Source organism: Thermococcus sp. 21S7 (genome assembly GCF_012027615.1).
In the GTDB taxonomy this organism is placed as follows: Archaea; Methanobacteriota_B; Thermococci; order Thermococcales; family Thermococcaceae; genus Thermococcus.
Genome location: NZ_SNUT01000006.1, coordinates 154872 through 177162 on the forward strand (window position 1 = coordinate 154872; position 22291 = coordinate 177162).

At 54.4% G+C, this 22291-nt stretch carries 16 protein-coding genes; 10 read left to right on the forward strand and 6 right to left on the reverse strand.

Translation table 11 applies throughout. The features are described 5' to 3' along the window. Nucleotides 1-2: 2 nt before the first annotated feature. From malG to E3E51_RS10600, 4 genes are all read right to left on the reverse strand, one after another. Nucleotides 3-839 carry a trehalose/maltose ABC transporter permease MalG gene (gene malG / locus E3E51_RS10585; RefSeq protein WP_167913073.1) on the reverse strand — a complete coding sequence of 279 codons (837 nt, stop codon included), beginning with the start codon at nt 837-839 and terminating at the stop codon, nt 3-5. Further along, nucleotides 836-1714 carry a trehalose/maltose ABC transporter permease MalF gene (malF, locus tag E3E51_RS10590; RefSeq protein WP_167913074.1) on the reverse strand — a complete coding sequence of 293 codons (879 nt, stop codon included), beginning with the start codon at nt 1712-1714 and terminating at the stop codon, nt 836-838. The genes malG and malF overlap by 4 nt, the downstream gene beginning before the upstream one ends. 56 nt (nt 1715-1770) lie before the next feature. Continuing rightward, nucleotides 1771-3123, reverse strand: a complete 1353-nt coding sequence (locus E3E51_RS10595; RefSeq protein ID WP_167913075.1) for an ABC transporter substrate-binding protein — start codon at nt 3121-3123, stop codon at nt 1771-1773. 267 nt (nt 3124-3390) lie between these two features. After that, complete coding sequence (locus tag E3E51_RS10600) at nt 3391-4413, reverse strand: TrmB family transcriptional regulator (protein ID WP_167913076.1); 1023 nt, start codon at nt 4411-4413, stop codon at nt 3391-3393. 72 nt (nt 4414-4485) lie between these two features. Between E3E51_RS10600 and E3E51_RS10605 the strand changes: the two genes are divergently transcribed. The 9 genes from E3E51_RS10605 to glmM all read left to right on the forward strand — a co-directional run bounded on the left by E3E51_RS10605 (nt 4486) and on the right by glmM (nt 19025). After that, complete coding sequence (locus tag E3E51_RS10605; protein WP_167913077.1) at nt 4486-6435, forward strand: alpha amylase N-terminal ig-like domain-containing protein; 1950 nt, start codon at nt 4486-4488, stop codon at nt 6433-6435. Between the two features lie 123 nt (nt 6436-6558). Then, nucleotides 6559-7890, forward strand: coding sequence for an extracellular solute-binding protein (locus tag E3E51_RS10610; protein WP_167913078.1), 1332 nt, complete (start codon nt 6559-6561; stop codon nt 7888-7890). A 37-nt stretch (nt 7891-7927) separates the two neighbouring features. Next, nucleotides 7928-8827, forward strand: a complete 900-nt coding sequence (locus E3E51_RS10615; RefSeq protein WP_167913133.1) for a sugar ABC transporter permease — start codon at nt 7928-7930, stop codon at nt 8825-8827. Continuing rightward, nucleotides 8824-10092, forward strand: a complete 1269-nt coding sequence (locus E3E51_RS10620; protein WP_167913079.1) for an ABC transporter permease subunit — start codon at nt 8824-8826, stop codon at nt 10090-10092. Before E3E51_RS10615 ends, E3E51_RS10620 begins: the two co-directional genes overlap by 4 nt. A gap of 9 nt (nt 10093-10101) precedes the next feature. Further along, complete coding sequence (locus E3E51_RS10625; RefSeq protein ID WP_167913080.1) at nt 10102-14115, forward strand: glucodextranase DOMON-like domain-containing protein; 4014 nt, start codon at nt 10102-10104, stop codon at nt 14113-14115. A gap of 30 nt (nt 14116-14145) precedes the next feature. Further along, nucleotides 14146-15264, forward strand: coding sequence for an ABC transporter ATP-binding protein (locus tag E3E51_RS10630; RefSeq protein ID WP_167913081.1), 1119 nt, complete (start codon nt 14146-14148; stop codon nt 15262-15264). A gap of 433 nt (nt 15265-15697) precedes the next feature. After that, on the forward strand, nt 15698-17152 hold the full coding sequence (locus tag E3E51_RS10635) for a methyltransferase domain-containing protein (protein ID WP_167913082.1): 1455 nt from the start codon (nt 15698-15700) through the stop codon (nt 17150-17152). Between the two features lie 77 nt (nt 17153-17229). Beyond that, nucleotides 17230-17634, forward strand: coding sequence for a UPF0146 family protein (locus E3E51_RS10640; protein WP_167913083.1), 405 nt, complete (start codon nt 17230-17232; stop codon nt 17632-17634). Nucleotides 17635-17663: 29 nt separating this feature from the next. Continuing rightward, complete coding sequence (glmM, locus tag E3E51_RS10645; RefSeq protein ID WP_167913084.1) at nt 17664-19025, forward strand: phosphoglucosamine mutase; 1362 nt, start codon at nt 17664-17666, stop codon at nt 19023-19025. Nucleotides 19026-19050: 25 nt separating this feature from the next. On the opposite strand, the gene E3E51_RS10650 is transcribed toward glmM, so the two are convergent. Together E3E51_RS10650 and E3E51_RS10655 are read right to left on the reverse strand one after the other, a co-directional pair. Next, complete coding sequence (locus E3E51_RS10650; RefSeq protein ID WP_167913085.1) at nt 19051-19272, reverse strand: hypothetical protein; 222 nt, start codon at nt 19270-19272, stop codon at nt 19051-19053. 9 nt (nt 19273-19281) lie between these two features. Beyond that, entirely contained in the window at nt 19282-20097 is an 816-nt protein-coding gene (locus tag E3E51_RS10655; RefSeq protein ID WP_167913086.1) for an MBL fold metallo-hydrolase, read from the reverse strand. 293 nt (nt 20098-20390) lie between these two features. Between E3E51_RS10655 and E3E51_RS10660 the strand changes: the two genes are divergently transcribed. Next, a complete protein-coding gene (locus E3E51_RS10660; RefSeq protein ID WP_167913087.1) occupies nt 20391-22265 on the forward strand; it encodes an oligopeptide transporter, OPT family in 1875 nt (624 codons plus the stop codon). Nucleotides 22266-22291: the final 26 nt, after the last annotated feature.

Sequence of the window (22291 nt, forward strand, 5' to 3'; positions counted from 1 at the left end):
CCTCACTCTCCTTTCAGGGCACCAGCGGTAAGTCCGCTGACTATGTACTTCTGGAAGATGAGCGCCAGTATGACCAGGGGGATTGTCGAAATCGCAGATGCGGCCATGATATTGCCCCACGGCACCTCTCCGTGAACACCCTGGAACAGAGCTATGCCGACGGGTACCGTCCTGGCCCGGTAATCGGTGGTGAAGAGCAGTGCAAACATGAACTCGTTGAAGGCTGCTATGAAGACTAGAAGAGCCGTTGAAAACAGGGCCGGAGCGGACAAGGGCAGTATGACCTTGTAAAGGGTCTGAATCCTCGACGCACCGTCTATCAGGGCGGCCTCATCGAGGTCTTTGGGAAGCTGGGCAAAATAGCTGAGAAGTATCCAGAGGGCCAGCGGCAGTGTCCACGCCACGTACGGAAAGAACAGGGCCTTGTAAGTGTTGATCCATCCAAGCTCTTCGATGAACTTGAACAGGTACCCTACGAGGCTTATCTGCGGGAACATCGAGACTCCCAAGACAAAAACCGGCACTATGAGTCTGCCCCTGAACCGTACCCTTGAGACTGCGTATGCCCCAAAGGCCGATATCATGACGGTTACCACCGTCACGACGGTGGCTATGATAAGGCTGTTCCTGAAATAGTCCATGAAGTGGAGGGTCGGGTCGCTCAGGACCGTTCTGTAGTTGTCCAGCGTGAACTCAAAACTGACGTAGGGGGAGCCCAAAAAGGTGGCGTCTTTTGTGAAGGAGATTATTATCATCCAGATGAAGGGAAAGAGGCACACCAATACCATTAAGACTGCCCCGACAACCAGCAGGATATTTTTAAGGAAGTTTTCGTTCATTTCAATCCCTCCTGGAACCTCCCTACCCTTAGATACACCACGGTAAAGCTCAGAACCGTTAGGAAGGTGAGTATTGAGATAGCGGAGCCAATGCCGTAGTCACCGAGGTTGTAGTAGTTAAACGCCATCAGGGACACGGAGGTGGTCGCCCCGCCGGGCCCTCCACCGGTGAGGACGTATATTATGTCAAACACCCTTAGAGCATCTATCGTCCTCAGGGTAACCGCAACTATCAGAACGGGTTTAAGCAGCGGGAGGGTTATGTGCCTAAATCTCTGGAACATGCTGGCCCCATCGATTATGGCGGCCTCATAAGTGTCCCCCGGTATGGCCTGAAGTCCCGCCAGGAGAAGAAGGGTCATGAAAGGTGTCGTCTTCCACACGTCCGCAAGAACCACCGCAAAAAATGCGCTCAGAGGGGTACCAAGCCAGTTGACGCCGCTCAGCCCAACTGCACTCAGCATCCAGTTAAAGAGGCCGTAGCTGTAGTTGTACATCAGCTCCCAGGTTCTGGCGGATATTATCGTGGGAACCGCCCACGGAATCAGCACTATCGCCCTCAAAATCCCCCTTCCCCTTATACCTTCGTTCAATATGAGGGCAAACGCCAGACCGAGTAAAGTTTCCAGGGTCACACTCACAAGTGAGAAAGACACAGTGACGAAGAGGGAGTACCAGAATTCTCGCTTTCCAAGCACGGTAATATAATTATTGAGTCCCACGAATTTAAAACCCTGAATAAAAGTTACATCCCGGTGTAAGCTTACCCAGAAGGTTCCAAGGACGGGCACTATAATAAAAAGCACCACAAATGCCAGCATGGGAAACAGCATACCGTAAGCAAACTTCTCCTCGGTGTACTTCACTCCGCCCATCGGCACCACCCGGTAGTGAAAGTCGTGAATTGGGCTGAAAAGAAAAAAGAGAGCGATCAGCCGTACTGCTTAACCAGTTCCTCCGCCTCTTTCTGGGCCTCATCAAGGGCCTTCTGCGGACTCATGCTGCCGGCAAGGGCCGCATTCACGTACTTCTGCAGAATCTGGCTGAGCTGCGGGTAGTAGGGAACGATGGGCCTCGGAACCGCGTTCTCAAAGACGCTCCTGAGGTCCTTCAGGTAAGGCGCGGCCTTCAGCACATCGGAATCGTCGTAGACATCGGTTCTTCCGGGGTTCCAGCCGAGTTTTATGGCGAAGTTCTTCTGCTGCTCATAGCTCTCAACGAACTTAACGAACGCCCAAGCGATCTCCTTGTTGTCCGAATACCTGTTTATACCTATGTGCCATCCGCCCAGAGTGGCAGCGCTCTTGTGTCCCGGGAAGTGCGGAAGGGGAGCTATCCCAACCTTGCCCCTGACAGGGGAGTCGTTGGCGTTGTGGAGTCCCCACGCGTACGGCCAGTTCCTCTCAAAGGCGGCGTTGCCCTGCTGGAACGTAAGTCTGACCGGCTCTTCGGTCATCTCGGTGTACGTGCTCGGCGGTGATATCTTGTACTTGTGTATCAAGTCCACCATAAACTGGAGGGCCTGAACGTTCTCGGGTTTGTTCAGCGTTGGAACCCACTTTCCATCCTTGAAGTATCCCAGCTCGCCGCCGTTACTGTATACGTACTCAACAAAGTCACAGACGAGGCCTTCGTACTGCTTACCCTGCCACACAAAACCCCAGAAGTTGGGGTTGTCCTTCCTCTCACCCTGCTGTATACTCTGGGCCATCTCAACGAGCTGATCCCATGTCTCCGGAGGCTTGTCATAACCGTACTTCTTGAGGAGATCCGTCCTGTAGTACAGCAGACCCGCATCAACGTAAACAGGGAGTGCCCAGAGATTGCCGTTCTGCTTGTCGGCCAGGTTGACGACGCTCTGGAAGAAAACGCTGAGGTCGTAGTTATCCTTTTGGACGTAGGAATCAAGGGGTTCCAGCCACCCCGATGATATGAACTGGCCAAGCCACGCGACGTCCATCAGAAAAACGTCGGGATCGCTGGATTTGGCCCTCAGTGCGTTTACCAGGTCAAGTCTCCTCTGATCCGTATCCGTAGCCTGTCTCTTGAGCTCAACAGTAACTCCAGGATATGCCTTTTCAAACTCGGTGATAACCTGTTTCCAGTACTCAATTTCGTTTGGGGCACCGCCGACCGCGAACACAATCTTTCCTTCAAGCTTGGCGCTCTGTGTGCCTGCCGTGGACTCGGTAGTTCCACCAATGCACCCACTGGCAACGACACCAAAAACCACCAGACCGACCAGAACTATCCCCCAGAGGGGCTTCCTTAATGCAGTACTCATTTAAGGCACCTCGAAAATTGTGTATACTAAAAGTATATATGCTTTGCGGTACTGACGTAGACATTAGAATCCCCAGAGGGACAATAGCAGAAGTATGGTTAAGTGCATCCGCCGATTGTAGAGTTACTAAAAGGGCAAATCATACACAACTCCCTGCACCTTAAGTTATGCGAAAAAACTAGGAACTGCCAAAAACATTGTTCGTACCACCATTATACCATAAGTATACATACTTTAAAGCAGAAGAAAGCAGAAGGGGAACAGGTCTCATTCAAGAAGGATGAACTTCTCCCCTTCGATGTCCTCAAAGTAGCTGCCGATGCCGCCGACCTTCCACTCCCTGCCGTCGGCTCTGGCCGTTACGTTGGCCATCAGCGGCGTGTACTCGTAGGCTGTAATCTCCCCGTCGAGTGTTATCGGCTCCTTGGTGTCAACGAGCCTTCCGACTATCTCAGCCTTCTTGGGAAGCTGAACGAACTTCAGGAGGGTTATCAGCGTCCTTATGTTCACGAGCGAGAGGGGCTTCGGCAGGGATTCGTAGTTGATGGTCTTAACAATCTCGCTGTTGTCGAAGTAGATGGTGTAGAACCAGTGCATGTAGTTCTGGATTATCTTGGGGCTCTTGGCCCAGAATGAGTAGAACTTCTCGCGCCTCTTGTCCCTCGGAAGGGCGCCGAAAAAGAGGGCGTAGTTTATATCGCCGATTATCCAGCTGGCCATGAGCCATGGGGCGCCGCCGGTTCTGGCGAGGATTATGTTGTCCCTCTTCAGCCAGTCGGGTATCTCCTCGAAGTTGCTTATGATGACGAAGATGATGTCCTTCCTTGCGCGTATCTCACTCTTGAGGAGCTTGAGAAACTCGAAGGGGGTGTTTATGAGAACCTCGTGCTTGGCGGTCCTTATGACGTACTCCGCCCGCTCAACGGTGTTATCGAATCCCTGAATAGTCCAGATCTCAGGCAGTTCTTCCCCGTGAACCTCGCGGTAGAGGTCGAGAAAAGCGACCTTAAGGTTCTCGATGTCCTCGATGAAGTCCTCCTTTATCTTCTCCAGAACCACCTCTGGGTTGACGGGCTTGTAGAGTCTCGGGGAGCCGTGCATGACGTCAACGAATCCCTTCCTGTGGAGGGAACTCAAGACGTCGTAAACCCTCGTGTGGGGAATGCCGCTCTCCTTCGTTATGTCGGTGGCCTTGCTCGGGCCGAGCTTGAGAAGGGTTATGTACGCCAGGCTCTCGTACTTGGTGAGACCGAGCTTCTGAAGTTTTTCAATGATTTCCTCTTCCTTCATATCGAAACCTCCAAATTTTTAAGCTTCACTCGCAATAGTTTATTCATCAGTAGTGATACTTGGGTGGGGAAAGTGTATAAAATTTTCGGGTTCAAACCGGACGACCGCTTCGGCAGGGTCGCCGAGGTGGAGTTCTCGGTACCCGCGAGGGGAAGCTACGCCTATCTCCTCGGCAGCTTCAACGCATTCAACGAGGGCAGCTTTAGGATGCGGCGGAAAAGGAACAGATGGAGCATAAAGCTGGGGCTCCCCGAGGGAATCTGGCATTACTGCTTTTCTCTGGACGGAGAGTTTTTGCTCGATCCCGAGAATCCAGAGAGGGAAACCTACAGACGCCTCTCATACAAATTCGAGAAGAAAGTGAGCGTGGCGAGGATAGTCGGGGAGGGGGAGTTCTTCCACAGACCGAGCGCCACCTACCTCTACTCCTTCGCAGGGAGAACCCACGTGGTTTTCCGCGCACTGAAGGGAAAGGCACAGAGGGTTGTCATACGAACAGGGAACGCGGAAACCAAGATGAGAGCCAAGGCGCACGATGAACTCTTTGAGTACTTCGAGGCGGTTCTGTCCGGCGAGGGGCCTCTGGAGTACTCCTTTGTTGTAGAATCAATGGGGAAAACCATCGAATACGGCCCATTTAATGCCGAACCCTATAAATTCCGGGCTCCTATGTGGGTTTTCGAACGTGTCTTCTATCAGATAATGCCCGATAGGTTCGACAGAGGCCTGCCAGGGACACCAATAGGGAGAGCGTTCAGGAGGGATGAGTTTCACGGCGGGGATTTAGCCGGGATAACAAAGAGGCTTGACCACCTCGAAGACCTCGGCGTAAACGCGCTCTACCTCACCCCGATATTCGAGTCCACGACGTACCACCGGTACGACGTCACCGACTACTTCAGGATCGACAGGAAGCTCGGAGGGTGGGGGGCCTTCAGGGAGCTGGTAAGGAAGCTCAAAGAGCGGGACATCAGAATCGTTCTCGACGGGGTTTTCCACCACACGAGCTTTTTCCACCCCTACTTCCAGGACGTAGTCATGAGGGGAAAGAACAGCAGATACGGGGATTTTTACAGGGTTATCAGCTTCCCAGTTGTCCCGGAGGAATTCATGGAGATTTTGAAATCTGACGAATCCTGGGGTGAGAGATACAAAAAGCTCAAGGGGCTAAACTGGAACTACGAGAGCTTTTACTCCGTCTGGCTGATGCCGAGGCTGAACCATGACAGCCCGGCGGTAAAGCGGTTCATCGAAGACGTTATGCTGTACTGGCTTGAGAAGGGCACAGATGGGTGGCGGCTGGACGTCGCCCACGGTGTTCCCCCCGGACTCTGGAGGGAGATAAGGAGGGCCATGCCGGAAAGGGCATACCTGGTGGGAGAAGTGATGGACGACGCGAGGCTCTGGACCTTCGACGTCTTTCACGGCACCATGAACTATCCCCTCTACGAACTCATTCTCCGGTTCTTTGTGGAAAGGGAAATCGATGCGGGGGAGTTTCTCAACGGCCTGGAGTTGCTGAGCGCCCACTTGGGTCCCGCTGAGTACGCGATGTACAACTTCCTCGACAACCACGACACAGAGCGCTTCATCGATTTAGTCGGCGATGAAAGAAAGTATCTCTGCGCGCTGGCGTTTCTGATGACGTACAAGGGCGTCCCTTCGATATTCTACGGCGATGAGATTGGCCTCAACGGCGGAGGTGAAGGTCTGAGCGCCGGGAGAACACCGATGAAGTGGAACGCTGAAGAGTGGAACCTCAACGTGCTGAAGGCCACCAAGGAACTGGTCAGACTCAGGCGGGAGAGCCGGGCACTCCAACTGGGTGAGTTCAGGCCCCGGGCTTTCAAAAAAGGACTCATCCTCTACGAGAGGACTTACGGCGGCGAAAGGGTTCTCGTGGGAATAAACTACTCGGAGGAAACGGCTGTGGTGAATGTGCCCAGGGAGTATGCCCCCGCGAAGGGTGGGGACAAACGCATGGAACTGGCACCCTGGTCGTTCATCGTGCTGACCAAATGAACCCACCTTTTCATTGGGGCCCCATCGTGGTCATGCCCCACATGGTTGAACAGAAAAGCGCAAGGTATATATATCACTGGCAATGATACTATATCACCCAAAATTTAGGCGGGTGAGAAGAATATGAAGAAGGGATTGTTTGCCCTGCTTTTGGTTGGAGTTTTGGTTTTAAGTGTCGTGGCCAGCGGCTGTATTTCCTCCGAGGGAGAGAGCCCGACCAGCACCACCACGGCCAGCCAGAGCAAAACAACCACGTCAAGCCCAAGCGGGACCGCGACCACAACGACCACGGCAACAACGCCGCCCGAAACCGAGTGCGGCAGTGGAAAGGTCGTCATATGGCACGCCATGCAGCCCAACGAGCTCCAGGTCTTCCAGAGCCTGGCGGAGGAGTACATGGCCATGTGCCCGGACGTCGAGATAGTCTTCGAGCAGAAGCCCAACCTTGAGGATGCCCTTAAGGCCGCAATCCCAACCGGCAAGGGCCCAGACCTGTTTATATGGGCTCACGACTGGATTGGAAAGTTCGCCGAGGCCGGGCTTCTCGAACCAATTGACGATTACGTTACTGATGACATCGTCAACGAGTTCGCCCCGATGGCCCAGGAGGCCATGCAGTACAAGGGGCACTTCTACGCCATGCCCTTCGCTGCCGAGACCGTTGCGATCATCTACAACAAGGACATGGTGAGCGAGCCGCCCAAGACCTTCGACGAGATGAAGGCCATAATGGAGAAGTACAGCGACCCCGATAACGAGAAGTACGGAATAGCCTACCCAATAAACGCCTACTTCGTTTCGGCCTTCGCCCAGGCCTTTGGAGGCTACTACTTTGACGACAAGACCGAGCAGCCGGGTCTCGACAAGCCCGAAACCATAGAGGGCTTTGAGTTCTTCTTCCAGAACATCTGGCCGTACATGGCCCCAACCTCCGACTACAACACCCAGCAGAGCATATTCCTTGAGGGCCGCGCCCCAATGATGGTCAACGGCCCGTGGAGCATAAACGACGTTAAAAAGGCGGGGATGAACTTCGGCGTCGTTCCGCTTCCGCCCATAACCAAGGATGGAAAGGAGTACTGGCCGAGGCCCTACGGTGGAGTCAAGGACATCTACTTCGCCGCGGGAATTAAGAACAAGGATGCCGCCTGGAAGTTCGTCAAGTGGTTCACGACCAGCCCGGAGGTCATCAAGGAGCTCTCAATCCAGCTTGGCTACATCCCGGTTCTCACGCCGGTGCTCAACGACCCGGACATCAAGAGCGACCCTGTCATCTACGGCTTCGGACAGGCCGTCCAGCACGCCTACCTCATGCCGAAGAGTCCGAAGATGGGCGCCGTCTGGGGCGGCGTTGACGGGGCCATCAACGATATACTCAAGGACCCGGCCACCGCTGACATACCTGCCATACTCAAGGAGTACCAGCAGGAGATTCTGAACAACATTGGGGGCTAAAGCCTTCTCCCTTTCCTACCTTTTTGGAGGGATGAGGATGAAAAAAACCACAATGATTGCCCTGTTTTTAATCCTGCCAGGAATAGCAGCGTTTCTGTTCTTCAACATGTGGCCGATACTGTACTCGATATACCTCGCCTTCACAAACGCCCAGCTCGGAAACTTTCCGATTCAGGCACCACAGGCACCGAAGCTGGCCTTCGTGGGACTCGACAACTTCAGATGGATACTGAGTGATGAGAAGTTCAGGAACGCCTTCCTCTGGACGTGGCTGTTTGTGCTGACTAGCGTCACCTTTAAGATCCTGGCAGGGATATTCCTCAGCCTGCTCTACAACAGCAAGTATGTGAAGGGCAAAATGATATATCGCTCGCTTTTGATAATCCCCTGGGCACTTCCCCTCCTGTTCTCCGTCACCGTGTGGAAGTTTATGTTCGACCCGATTTTCGGGCCAATAAACCAGATGCTCAAATCGCTGGGGGTTCAAACCCTTCCCAACTGGATTAACGATCCATTCTGGGCGTTTCTGGCCCTTAACATCATCGAGGTATGGCTGGCGTATCCGTTCATGATAACCGTCATAACCGCCGCCCTCCAGTCGGTTCCGGATACGCTGGTCGAGGCGGCGATAATAGACGGCGCCAGCTACTGGCAGAGGATAAGGCACGTGGTTCTGCCCATAGTCGGAAAACCGATAGCCTTCGCGACAATACTCACCAGCGCGGCCAGCTTCCAGTACTTCATGGTGCCCTACATCTACAACGCCGGCCTCTTCGAGGACAAGTTCATACTGCTCTACGGTTTCAGGAAGGCCTTCGGCTCAACGCCCCACTACGGGAGGGCAGCGGCGGTCATGGTAATAGCAACCCTTGTTCTGGCCGTGTACATGTACATCAACGTTAAGGTAACCAAGCTCCAGGAGGGTGCCAAAGGATGAGGGGCATGAGAAAGGGTGAGGCTCTGAGGAGCCTTGTGCTCACGGCACTGGCAGTGCTCGTGATGTTCATAATACTCTTCCCCGTCTACTACATCTTTGTTGTTTCAATAACGCCGGGCTCGACCCTTGCAACAACGGAGTTCAAGCTCATACCCCAGAACGTCAGCCTCGACTCCTACAGGGAGGTGCTCTTCGGTTTCAAGGGCAACAGAATAAGCGAGAACTTTACCGGAACCATCGAGGGCACCGCACACATTCAGGACGGAAAGCTCTACGTTATGAACGGCAAGCTCATCGGAAAGGTCAAGTACGGGCCTTTCACGGGGCTTACGTTTGAGATACCGCTGTCCAGTGCGGTCTTTGAGGTTTCTGCGGGCGAAAACGTGCAGGGACAGCTGAAAGGAACCGTTAAGGGACTGTTTGTACTCACCAAGGTCAACGACGACGGAAGCATCGGCTTTGGACTCGTCAGGAACCTTGAGATTACGAACGGCAAGCTTGAGGGGACGTCCTTCTCAGGAATACTCCTCCAGGGGCCGACCAGAAGGGACTACATCGTAGTCAGGAACTCCGGAAAGGCCACCTTCACACGCATAGGAATGTTCGTCAATTCACTGTTCTTCGGCTACCTCAAGAACAGCCTCATCATAGCCGGCCTAGCGGTGCTGCTGACCCTCATCTTCGTCGTCCCTGCGGCGTATGCCTTCTCGCGCATGAAGTTCTTCGGAAGGGACCATGTGCTGTACTTCTACCTGATGTTCACCCAGGTCGCCGGAGGTCTCGGCATAGCAGGATTGATAGCGCTCTACGGTATGATCGTTAAGCTCGGTCTCTACGACAAGCTGCCGGTGCTGTCCTTCATCTACGCCGCTGGAAGCGTCCCATTCAACACCTGGCTCCTGAAGGGCTACATAGACTCCATAAGCCCTGACTTCGACGAGGCAGCCCTGGTCGACGGCGCCAGCTACCTCCAGATAATACGGCACGTGCTCCTCCCCATGGCACTGCCAGGAATAGCGACCGTTGCAATATTCGCATTCATAGGAGGCTGGACAGAGTTCATCCTGGCAAGCCTCCTCCTAACGGAGAAGAACCAGCCCCTTTCAGTGTGGATATACCTGCTCATGAGCGGCATAGGCAGGGGAATAGACTGGAGCTACTTCGCCGCGGCTGCACTGCTCTTCGCCCTGCCGGTGTTCGTAATGTTCATGCTTGCGCAGAACTACATAAGGAGCGGCCTCACCATCGGAGGTCTGAAGGAATGAGGTGATATCATGAGGCGGGTGGTTGCCCTCTTTATTGCAATTTTGATGCTTGGAAGCATCGTTGGAGCGAACGTTAAGAGCGTTGGCGCGGCGGAGCCAAAGCCGCTCAACGTCATAATAGTCTGGCACCAGCACCAGCCCTACTACTACGACCCTGTCCAGGACGTCTACACCAGGCCCTGGGTCAGACTCCACGCGGCGAACAACTACTGGAAGATGGCCCACTACCTGAGCCAGTACCCGGAGGTTCACGCCACCATTGACCTCTCGGGTTCGCTCATAGCCCAGCTTGCCGACTACATGAACGGCAAGAAGGACACCTACCAGATAATCACCGAGAAGATAGCCAACGGGGAACCCCTCACCGTCGACGAGAAGTGGTTCATGCTCCAGGCACCGGGAGGGTTCTTCGACAACACCATCCCCTGGAACGGTGAACCGATAACCGACCCCAACGGCAACCCGATAAGGGACTTCTGGGACCGCTACACGGAGCTGAAGAACAAGATGCTCCAGGCAAAGGCCAAGTACGCCAACCTTCCGCTCGATGAGCAGAAGGTCGCTGTGACGAACGAGTTCACAGAGCAGGACTACATAGACCTAGCGGTTCTCTTCAATCTCGCCTGGATTGACTACAATTACATCACGACGCACCCGAAGCTCAACGCCCTCTACGACAAGGTTGACGAGGGCGGCTATACAAGGGCGGACGTCAAAACCGTTCTCGACGCCCAGATCTGGCTTCTCAACCACACCTTCGAGGAGCACGAGAAGATAAACCTCCTCCTCGGAAACGGCAACGTCGAGGTCACGGTCGTTCCCTACGCCCACCCGATAGGCCCGATACTCAACGACTTCGGCTGGGAGAGCGACTTCAACGACCAGGTCAAGAAGGCCGACGAACTGTACAAGCGGTACCTCGGCGGCGGCACCGCGGTTCCAAAAGGAGGATGGGCGGCTGAGAGCGCCCTCAATGACAAAACTCTGGAGATCCTCGCCGAGAACGGCTGGGAGTGGGTCATGACCGACCATATGGTTCTCGGAAAGCTCGGCATTGAGGGAACCGTCGAGAACTACCACAAGCCCTGGGTGGCCGAGTTCAACGGAAAGAAGATATACCTCTTCCCGCGCGACCACGCCCTCAGCGACCGCGTTGGCTTTACCTACGCCGGAATGAACCAGCACCAGGCCGTTGAGGACTTCGTCAACGAGCTCCTCAAGCTCCAGAAGCAGAACTACGACGGCTCGCTGGTTTACGTGGTCACCCTCGACGGCGAGAACCCGTGGGAGAACTACCCCTACGACGGGGAGCTCTTCCTCACCGAACTCTACAAGAAGCTGACCGAACTCCAGGAGCAGGGTCTCATAAGAACCCTCACCCCGAGCGAGTACATCCAGCTCTACGGCGACAAGGCCAACAAGCTCACACCTCGGATGATGGAGCGCCTTGACCTCACCGGAGACAACGTTAACGCCCTCCTCAAGGCCCAGAGCCTCGGCGAACTCTACGACATGACCGGCGTTAAGGGGGAGATGCAGTGGCCCGAGAGCAGCTGGATAGACGGAACCCTCTCCACGTGGATAGGCGAGCCCCAGGAGAACTACGGCTGGTACTGGCTCTACATGGCCAGGAAGGCCCTTATGGAGAACAAGGATAAAATGAGCCGGGCGGACTGGGAGAAGGCCCACGAGTACCTGCTGAGGGCTGAGGCAAGCGACTGGTTCTGGTGGTACGGAAGCGACCAGGACAGCGGCCAGGACTACACCTTCGACCGCTACCTGAAGACCTACCTCTACGAGATGTACAAGCTGGCAGGAGTCGAGCCGCCGAGCTACCTCTTCGGCAACTACTTCCCGGACGGAGAGCCCTACACCACGAGGGGCCTGGTCGGACTCAAGGACGGCGAGATGAAGAACTTCTCCAGCATGTCCCCGCTGGCAAAGGGCGTGAGCGTCTATTTCGACGGCGAGGGGATACACTTCGTAGTGAAAGGGAACCTGGACAGGTTCGAGGTGAGCATCTGGGAGAAGGATGAGCGCGTTGGCAACACGTTCACCCGCCTCCAGGAGAAGCCGGACGAGTTGAGCTATTCCATGTTCCCATTCTCAAGGGACAGCGTTGGTCTCCTCATAACCAAGCACGTCGTGTACGAGAACGGAAAGGCCGAGATATACGGCGCCACCGACTACGAGAAGAGCGAGAAGCTTGGGGAAGCCACCGTCAAGAACACGAGCGAAGGAATCGAAGTCGTCCTTCCCTTTGACTACATAGAAAACCCCTCCGACTTCTACTTCGCTGTCTCGACGGTCAAAGATGGAGACCTTGAGGTGATAAGCACTCCTGTGGAGCTCAAGCTCCCGACCGAGGTCAAGGGAGTCGTCATAGCCGATATAACCGACCCAGAAGGCGACGACCACGGGCCCGGAAACTACACTTATCCCACGGACAAGGTCTTCAAGCCCGGTGTTTTCGACCTCCTCCGCTTCAGGATGCTCGAACAGACGGAGAGCTACGTCATGGAGTTCTACTTCAAGGACCTAGGTGGTAACCCGTGGAACGGACCCAACGGCTTCAGCCTCCAGATAATCGAGGTCTACCTCGACTTCAAGGACGGTGGAAACAGTTCGGCCATTAAGATGTTCCCCGACGGACCGGGAGCCAACGTCAACCTCGACCCCGAGCATCCATGGGACGTTGCCTTCAGGATAGCGGGCTGGGACTACGGAAACCTCATCATCCTGCCGAACGGAACGGCCATCCAGGGCGAGATGCAGATTTCCGCAGATCCGGTTAAGAACGCCATAATAGTCAAGGTTCCAAAGAAGTACATCGCCATAAACGAGGACTACGGCCTCTGGGGAGACGTCCTCGTCGGCTCGCAGGACGGCTACGGCCCGGACAAGTGGAGAACGGCGGCAGTGGATGCGGAGCAGTGGAAGCTTGGAGGTGCGGACCCGCAGGCAGTCATAAACGGCGTGGCCCCGCGCGTCATTGATGAGCTGGTTCCGCAGGGCTTTGAACCGACCCAGGAGGACCAGCTGAGCAGCTACAATGCAAACGACATGAAGCTCGCCACTGTCAAGGCGCTGCCGCTCCTCAAGCAGGGCATCGTTGTGACCGACCCGGAGGGAGACGACCACGGGCCGGGAACGTACACCTATCCGACGGACAAAGTTTTCAAGCCCGGTGTTTTCGACCTCCTCAAGTTCAAGGTGACCGAGGGAAGCGACGACTGGACGCTGGAGTTCCACTTCAAAGACCTCGGTGGAAACCCGTGGAACGGGCCGAACGGCTTCAGCCTGCAGATAATCGAGGTATACTTCGACTTCAAGGAGGGCGGGAACGTCTCGGCCATTAAGATGTTCCCGGATGGGCCCGGAAGCAACGTCCGTCTTGATCCAAATCACCCATGGGACCTGGCGCTTAGGATAGCCGGCTGGGACTACGGAAACCTGATAATTCTGCCCGACGGAACCGCCTACCAAGGCGAGATGCAGATTTCCGCAGATCCGGTTAAGAACGCCATAATAGTCAAGGTTCCAAAGAAGTACCTGAACATATCCGACTACGGACTCTACACCGCCGTCATCGTGGGTTCCCAAGACGGGTACGGCCCGGACAAGTGGAGGCCCGTGGCCGCTGAGGCCGAGCAGTGGAAGCTCGGAGGCGCAGACCCCCAGGCGGTCATAGACAACCTCGTACCAAGGGTCGTTGATGAACTCGTGCCGGAGGGCTTCAAGCCAACGCAGGAGGAGCAGCTGAGCAGCTACGACCTTGAGAAGAAGACTCTGGCGACGGTGCTCATGGTACCGCTCGTCAAGGGGACCGGCGGCGAGGAACCAACGCCGACGGAGAGCCCAACGGAAACGACGACAACCACACCCAGCGAAACAACCACCACAACTTCAACGACCACCGGCCCAAGCTCAACGACCACCAGCACACCCGGCGGAGGAATCTGCGGCCCAGGCATTATAGCGGGCCTGGCCCTGATACCGCTCCTCCTCAAGAGGAGGAGCTGACCCCCATTTTCCATTATTGGAGGTGAGAACATGGCGGAAGTAAAGCTCATCGGTGTGTGGAAAGAGTTCGGGGATTTTACTGCGGTTAAGGATATGAACCTTGAAGTTAAGGACGGGGAGTTCATGATTCTCCTCGGACCGAGCGGCTGCGGAAAAACTACGACGCTCAGAATGATTTCAGGCCTGGAAGAGCCAACAAGAGGCCAGATTTACATTGGGGATAAACTCGTCGCAGACCCCGAAAAAGGCATTTTCATAGCCCCCAAGGACAGAGACATAGCCATGGTCTTTCAGAGTTACGCATTATACCCCCACATGACAGTCTACGACAACATCGCCTTCCCATTAAAGCTCAGGAAAGTACCGAAACAGGAGATTGATCAAAGAGTAAGAGAAGTCGCCGAAATGCTCGGCTTAACCGAACTCCTCAAGAGAAAACCTAAAGAATTAAGCGGCGGTCAAAGGCAGAGAGTCGCTCTGGGGAGGGCAATCGTCAGAAAACCCCACGTCTTCCTCATGGACGAGCCATTGAGCAACCTCGACGCGAAACTCAGAGTAAAAATGCGCGCGGAATTGAAGAGACTCCAAAAGCAACTCGGAGTCACGACCATTTACGTCACCCACGATCAAGTGGAGGCAATGACGATGGGCGATAGAATTGCCGTGATAAACGCCGGAGTCCTCCAGCAGGTCGGAACGCCGGAGGAAGTTTACGACAAACCGGCGAACACTTTCGTTGCAGGCTTTATTGGCTCACCACCCATGAACTTCATGGACGCGACAATCACCGAGGATGGTTTTGCAGACTTCGGAGAATTCAAACTCAAACTCCTCCCGGACCAAGTTGAGGTTTTGGAAGAGGAAGGCCTGATCGGGAAGGAGGTTATCTTCGGAATCCGCCCGGAGGACATTTACGACGCAATGTTCGCCCAAGTGAAGATTCCGGGAGAGAACATGAGCAGGGCAACGGTTGACATCATCGAGAACCTGGGAAGCGAGAAGATTGTCCACCTGCACGTTGGGGAAGTGACGTTCCTGGGCGCATTCAGGTCAGAATCAAAAGTAAGGGAAGGGCACGAGATTGACGTAGTCTTCGATATGAACAAAGCCCACATCTTCAAAAAAGACACAGGAAAAGCGGTGTTCTGAATTTTTTATTTTAAATTATTACCCGCCCGCTGCGAGCATTGCACAATATTTTTAAGGTATGAACCCATAGAACATGAGAGCACAGGAATAAAACGCTTGTGAAGCAGGCGTTTTCCAGCTCACGTCCGGATTTTGGCTTCTGCCAAAACTTCGGATGATTTTGAAGCTATTGTAGTAATACGGAGGGTACTTCATGGACACTGCATGGGAGGTAAAAACAAACAGTTTACATGAAATGTGCCGTTTTTTGAATACCCTGTGCGTTGGCAGGCCATATTGGGGTTATCACGGGAACGATTATGAATACTGGATGAATTTACGGGGCAACAACAAGAGTACGATTATTCCGAGTCTTCCAGGAACTTATCGTCCGCATGCATGAAACGGAAGGCTCACGGTGTGAAGCAATACGGAATAAAGGGGTGGAAACATCGTGAAAACCCCAAAGCCTGCAAATCCCTGGAAGTTTTTTGCTCTAGCCCTTGGCATTTCATGGTTTTTCTGGATGTGGGTTATATTGCTAGACTGGGATGTTTTTACATTCCCGGCAATAATTCTCGGTGCCCTCGGATTGTTTGGCCCCCCAATCGCGGAAATCATTCTAATCTTCCGCACTCACGATAAAGAAGAATGGCGGGATTACTGGCAGCGGGTGTTTGATATACGACGGATTGGTAAAAGATGGCACCTGGTTATCTGGCTCACATTTCCTGTGCTGAACACTCTTGCCCTTCTGTTAAGTGTCCTTACAGGCTCCCCGTGGCCAGAGTTCGAAACGGCCAGAAATCTGCTGGCTGAACCCTGGAGAACCCTTCCTTTTGCCGTTTTTATCCTGCTCTATGGTCCGTTACCGGAAGAACTGGGCTGGCGTGGTTATGCCCTGGACGGGCTTCAGGCGAGATACAATGCCCTTTTCTCAAGCCTTATCCTTGGCGCTGTATGGGCCTTGTGGCATTTTCCCCTTTTCTCCATGAAAGGACAATGGCAGCACGACGTGTTAAAATTTGGAACATTGGATTTCTGGATGTTTATTTTTAGCCCAATCTTTCTTTCAATTTTATTCACATGGATTTATAACAACACCAACCGCAGCACCTTATCCGCTATCCTCTTCCATTTTATGTGCAATTTCAGCGGGAACCTCATTCCACTGACAGAGCAGGGCAGGCTGTATAGTCTGATTTTAACCATCATCTTGTCAATAACAGTAACACTCATTTTTGGACCGAAAACCTTGACCCGAAACGGGAGGGGCCACCAAATGGAATCAGCGGAGAGGGGAACCCTAAAGCGTTTCTTCGGCGGCGGAGTTTGTCCATATCAGCTCTCATTTATCTTGGACTCTCCTTTTAGAAGGCTCATCCTTTCGCCTCAGAGACTGGCTGATCGTCTCCATCTCAAAGAAGATTCAAGAGTGCTTGAAATAGGACCCGGTTCTGGCTACTTCAGCGTTGAGGTTGCACGGCGCATTCCGCACGGACATCTAGAACTGTTTGATATACAGCAAAAGATGCTCGAAAAGGCACATCACAAGATTGAGTCAGCAGGACTTAATAATGTTGGATTTACCCAAGGAGATGCCGTTTATCTCCCCTTTGACGAGGGCGAATTCGATGTCGTCTTTCTTGTCGCAGTCTTGGGTGAAGTTTCAGACCCGGAAGCGTGTCTTCGGAGCATCTATAAAGTTCTCCGCCCCTCCGGCCTCCTATCAATCACTGAACAGCCTGGAGACCCCGATTTTCTGCCCCAGCGGACTGTCATCGCAATGGCTGAAAGGCAGGGATTTAAATTCGTCGAAAGTTACGGCGGAAAAAGGAATTACACCGCCAATTTCAGAAAACCTATTTCAAGGATGGAAACGGGGAAGTCCGATATGCCCGCGTCCTGAAGGGGAGGGTTTCGGAGGAAAAGCCATAGGCTCTCCGCATCAACAACCCTTTTAAATCCCCTCCCGTACCCCAAGTCATGCCTATCGAAGATTTTGCAGAGTTTCTGGCCCTGAACGTGCCAAGAGGAAAAATAATCGAACTGGGTATAGGCTTTCAGTTCAAGGTAGCACTCAGACTTAAGGACCTCGGATACGACGTTCTGGCGGTAGACTGGAATCCCGAGTCGGTTAAGAAGGCCAGGGATCTGGGTATAAACGCGGTTCGCGACGACCTGTTCAACCCGAGGCCTGAACTCTACAGGAGCGCTAACGCTCTCTATTCAGTCAGACCCACCCCCGAGATAGTGAGGCCCATCCTGAACCTCGGGAAAAATCTCGGACTCCCCGTCTACATACTCCCCCTTGCGGGGGACACCATGCCGAGGACGATGAGGCTCACCAACTTCAGGGGGCTGGCGATATACTCCGCTAAAGGTATTTAAACCGCCCCCCAATTAAGCACGGTGGTGTTATGAAGCTCTTCGGTACCGCTGGAATTAGGGGCACCCTGTGGGAGAAGGTCACCCCGAATCTCGCGATGGACATCGGAAAGGCAGTGGGAACGTACATCGGGGGAGAAACCGTCGTTGCGAGGGACGGAAGGACATCCAGCGTGATGCTCAAGAACGCCCTCATCTCCGGCCTCCTCTCGACGGGAACAGAGGTTCTTGATGCGGATTTAATCCCAACACCGGCTTTAGCTTGGGCGACCAAGGAAAACGGCGACGCGGGCGTGATGATTACGGCGAGCCACAACCCCCCAACAGACAACGGGATAAAGGTCTTCAACGGCGATGGAACGGAGTTCTACGTCGAGCAGGAGAGAGAACTGGAGGAACTAGTGTTCTCCGGAAACTTCAGGAAGGCCGCATGGAACGAGATAAAGACCGTAAAAGCCCTCGATGTAATCGATGAGTACATAGGGGCCGTTCTCGAATTCGTGAACCACGAGACTGAGCTCAAAGTTCTCTACGACGGCGCCAACGGCGCGGGAAGCGTTCTTGCCCCCTATCTGCTCCGTGAGATGGGAGCGAAAGTGATGAGCGTGAACGCCCACGTTGACGGCCACTTCCCAGGAAGGAAGCCAGAACCGAGGTACGAGAACATAGCCTACCTCGGCGAGCTGGCGAGGGAGCTTGGAGCTGACCTCGTGGTCGCCCAGGACGGAGACGCCGACAGGATAGCGGTCTTCGATGAGAAGGGCCAGTACGTGAACGAGGACACCGTCATAGCCCTTTTCGCGAAGCTCTACGTGGAGGAGCACGGCGGGGGAACGGTCGTCGTCTCCATAGACACGGGCTCAAGGATAGACCACGTCGTTGAGAACGCCGGCGGAAGGGTCGTCAGGGTTCCCCTCGGTCAGCCGCACGATGGGATAAAGAGGTATGGAGCCATATTCGCGGCGGAGCCGTGGAAGCTCGTCCATCCGAAGTTTGGGCCGTGGATAGACAGCTTCGTCACCATGGGACTGCTCATAAAGCTCATAGACGAACGCGGAAAGCCGCTGTCCCAGATAATCCAGGAGGAGATACCGGCCTACTACCTCACCAAGAAGAACGTGAAGTGCCCGGACGAGTTCAAGAACGCCACCCTTGAGAGGGCCTACAGAATCCTCGAAGAGAGGCTGGGGGAAGAAGTGAAGGAGGTCCTCACGATTTCAGGCTACCGCTTCCAGCTGAGGGACGGCTCGTGGGTTCTCGTGAGGCCTAGCGGAACGGAGCCGAAGATTCGCGTTGTTGTCGAGGCCCCCAGCGAGAAAAGGCGCGATGAGCTGTTCGAGCTGGCCTATGAAACGGTCAGAAAGGCAGTTGAAGAAGCTGTGAAGAAGAACTGAACCCCATCTTTTCACTTTTAGATCATTAGATCACAGTCCCGAGCAACCAGCCGGCCGTTCCAGCGAGGAGTATCAATCCCAAATCCCGGACGAGAACCCAAGGCCCGGGCCTCTTTCCGGTTCCCCTCAGATAGAGCCAGTAGACGAGCAGGGGAACCATGAGATCGAGTGACAGACGAAACCCCCCAAAGAACAGATTGAGCAGAAAGGAGAAAGCCGAAACCGATGAAAGGGCCCTTCCGCTCATCGAAACCCCTCAGACAAACCTCGCTGGCCTCAGAGTCCTCACGGATATCTCATTCTTTTCCACCATGACCTTGAAGCCCTCTTTGGCGACGTAGGTTTTGACACCGGTGACGGTCTCGATGTACTTGGCCTCCTTGTATGGGTTCGCAAAGTGCATCTTCATGCCGATGTGGCTCATGACCAGCGTCTCTGGCTTCTCCCCCATCTTCTTGAGCATCATGACAACGTCATCGGTGCTGAGGTGATAGGGAATGCCCATGTCCCTGGGCCGGGTCACTGCGGCGATGATGAGTCTCGAACCGTCATGCCACTCAAGGAGCTCGTCGAAGTACGCGGTGTCCGGAATGTAGGATACATCTCCGTATCGGGTCTTCATGCGGAAGCCTATCGTGGTAGGGTCCGAATGTGCCGTTGGGGTTATTATGAGCTCCTCGTCGCCTATGGCTATCTTGCTCCCAGGTTCGGGAATGTGTATGCTCTCAAGGACGTCCATGTGGTACTTGCTGACCGCGGGAGTATGAGTCTCATCGCCGTAGACGACGCTCTTCGATGCTATCAGCATGCCACGCTTTTTGAGTGCGCCGCCCGTCATGGCCTCGATCAGGACTTCGACGTCGTTGCAGTGGTCAACGTGTCTGTGGGAGACGAATATTGCATCGAGCTTTCTGGGGTCGAGCTTGTAGCGCCAGGAACGAACCAGAGCCCCGGGTCCAGGATCAACGTAGATGTTCCTGCTGGCACGGATGTGGAAGCCCCCGGTGGAGCGGAACTGAGTTATCGTGATGAACCTGCCGCCCCCACTGCCGAGGAAGGTTATCTCAATCACCCATACACCCCCACTTTCTTTTACAGACGTAGGGGTATCACAGTGAGGGTATATAAGACATTACCCTCTGCCCCGGTGAAATTAACATGAATTTTTTGACACATAAGTGAGATTCAGATGAGCACATTATAACATCTAGTCAAAAGGTGTACATGATTACATTCATTTGCATAACAATAAGTTACAGACTTATGACAAATATTTCGTAGAATTTGTAAAAATAGAGATTTAGCAAAACATTTTTAACAGCGGGAGTGTTTAATTACTACGCCACCATTCGGGAGGTGTAAGTTATGGGGCTAAAACCATATATCCCACCTGAGAAATCACTACCGGAGTACACTGTTAAGGCTTTTATTTTGGGTATAGTTCTTTCGATAGTAATGGGCGCAGCGAACGCCTACCTTGGAATGTATGCAGGAATGACGGTAAGTGCCAGTATTCCAGCGGCGGTCATTTCGATGGCCATACTCTTCGCATTCAAGGACAGAAACATCCTGGAGAACAACATGGTTCAGACCGCAGCGTCCGCCGGTGAGTCGCTCGCCGCGGGAGTCATATTCACCTTCCCGGCGCTGATCGTTCTCGGTTACTACACGACCTTCCCGTACTATATCGTGACGCTGATAGCGGCGCTCGGCGGTTCCCTCGGTGCACTCTTCACGATTGTGCTGAGGAGGGCATTCATCGTCGAGGAGAGGCTCCCATACCCAGAGGGTACCGCCTGTGCCGAGGTTCTCATAGCCGGTGACAAGGGCGGAAGCCACGCCAAGCCGATACTCTACGGTGGAATCTTCGGCGGTCTCTTCAAGCTCCTCGGAAGCTCAGGCCTCTGGGCCGGAACCGTTGAAGCCGCAAAGGCCGTTGGCTCCCGCGTCTACTACATCGGAAGCGACCTCTCCGCGGCCCTCGTGGCGGTTGGCTACATCGTTGGCCTCAACATAGCGTTCCTCGTCTTCCTCGGCGGCGCCATAGCCTGGTTCATAGCCATCCCCCTCTACGCCGGCCAGATCGACCACGGCAACATGAGTGCCCTTGACCTCGCGTGGACAATCTGGAGCACCAAGATCCGCTACATGGGTGTCGGCGCGATGGTCGTCGGTGGTCTCTGGAGCCTCATCAAGCTCAGGAACCCGATAAAGAGGGGTATCAAGGCCGGCCTTGAGGTTGCAAAGAGGAAGCAGTCCGGCGAGGCAATCCTCAGGACCGAGGAGGACCTTCCGCTCAACTACGTGATGATGCTCATAGCTGCCTTCGTCGTTCCGCTGTTCCTGCTCTACTTCCACATCATCGGTTCGGTGGGAATCGCGGCAATAATGGCGGTGATACTCCTCATCGTCGGCTTCCTTGGAAGCTCAATAGCAGGCTACCTGGCGGGTGTCGTTGGTTCATCCAACAACCCGGTCTCGGGAATCACCATCATGAGCCTGCTCTTCACCGCCTTCGTGCTCAAGGCCCTCGGCCTCAGCGGAATGGAGGGCATGGCGGCAACAATCCTCGTCGCGGCAGTCATATGTACCGCTGCAGCCATAGCCGGTGACACCATGCAGGACCTCGCCACCGGTTACTTCGTCGGAGCAACGCCGAAGAGACAGCAGGTATTCGAGATAGTCGGAACGTTCTTCGCCGCCCTCGTTATGGCCCCGGTGCTCAACCTGCTCATCCAGGCCTACGGTATAGCAGGAACCCCGACGGCGAAGGAGAACGCGTTGGCGGCTCCGCAGGCGTTCCTCATGGCCAAGGTCACCGAGGGCGTCTTCACCGGCAACCTTGAGTGGAACATGATATACATCGGCGCTGGAATAGCAATAGCACTCATAATCCTCGATGAGATACTCGCCATGAAGGGCTCCAAGTTCAGGACCCCGGTCATGCCGGTCGCGGTCGGTATCTACCTGCCGCTCAGCCTCGGCGTCCCGATATTCATCGGTGGTCTAATCAAGCACTTCGCCGGCAAGGCCAGGGGCAGCGACGAGGAGAACCCGACCGACCCCGGAGTCCTCGGTGCCGCGGGACTCATCGCGGGCGAGGCCCTCATGGGCATATTCTTTGCCGCCCTCATAGTGGCCAACGTCGCACCGAGCTTTGGCTTCAGCAGCAACATCCTCGGTGTCATCCTCCTGGCCGGAATAGCGGTCTGGCTCTACATGACCGGCAAGAAGAAGTGATTTCTTCTTTTTCCTTTCCCAACCTT

Coding starts and splice junctions, on each gene's coding strand:
- E3E51_RS10600 (WP_167913076.1), bottom strand. CDS start 4,413: ATGAAGGAAGAGGAAATCATTGAAAAACTTCAGAAGCTCGGTCTCACC.
- malF (WP_167913074.1), bottom strand. CDS start 1,714: ATGGGCGGAGTGAAGTACACCGAGGAGAAGTTTGCTTACGGTATGCTG.
- malG (WP_167913073.1), bottom strand. CDS start 839: ATGAACGAAAACTTCCTTAAAAATATCCTGCTGGTTGTCGGGGCAGTC.
- E3E51_RS10610 (WP_167913078.1), top strand. CDS start 6,559: ATGAAGAAGGGATTGTTTGCCCTGCTTTTGGTTGGAGTTTTGGTTTTA.
- E3E51_RS10620 (WP_167913079.1), top strand. CDS start 8,824: ATGAGGGGCATGAGAAAGGGTGAGGCTCTGAGGAGCCTTGTGCTCACG.
- E3E51_RS10615 (WP_167913133.1), top strand. CDS start 7,928: ATGAAAAAAACCACAATGATTGCCCTGTTTTTAATCCTGCCAGGAATA.
- E3E51_RS10650 (WP_167913085.1), bottom strand. CDS start 19,272: ATGAGCGGAAGGGCCCTTTCATCGGTTTCGGCTTTCTCCTTTCTGCTC.
- E3E51_RS10640 (WP_167913083.1), top strand. CDS start 17,230: ATGCCTATCGAAGATTTTGCAGAGTTTCTGGCCCTGAACGTGCCAAGA.
- E3E51_RS10630 (WP_167913081.1), top strand. CDS start 14,146: ATGGCGGAAGTAAAGCTCATCGGTGTGTGGAAAGAGTTCGGGGATTTT.
- E3E51_RS10625 (WP_167913080.1), top strand. CDS start 10,102: ATGAGGCGGGTGGTTGCCCTCTTTATTGCAATTTTGATGCTTGGAAGC.
- E3E51_RS10660 (WP_167913087.1), top strand. CDS start 20,391: ATGGGGCTAAAACCATATATCCCACCTGAGAAATCACTACCGGAGTAC.
- glmM (WP_167913084.1), top strand. CDS start 17,664: ATGAAGCTCTTCGGTACCGCTGGAATTAGGGGCACCCTGTGGGAGAAG.
- E3E51_RS10595 (WP_167913075.1), bottom strand. CDS start 3,123: ATGAGTACTGCATTAAGGAAGCCCCTCTGGGGGATAGTTCTGGTCGGT.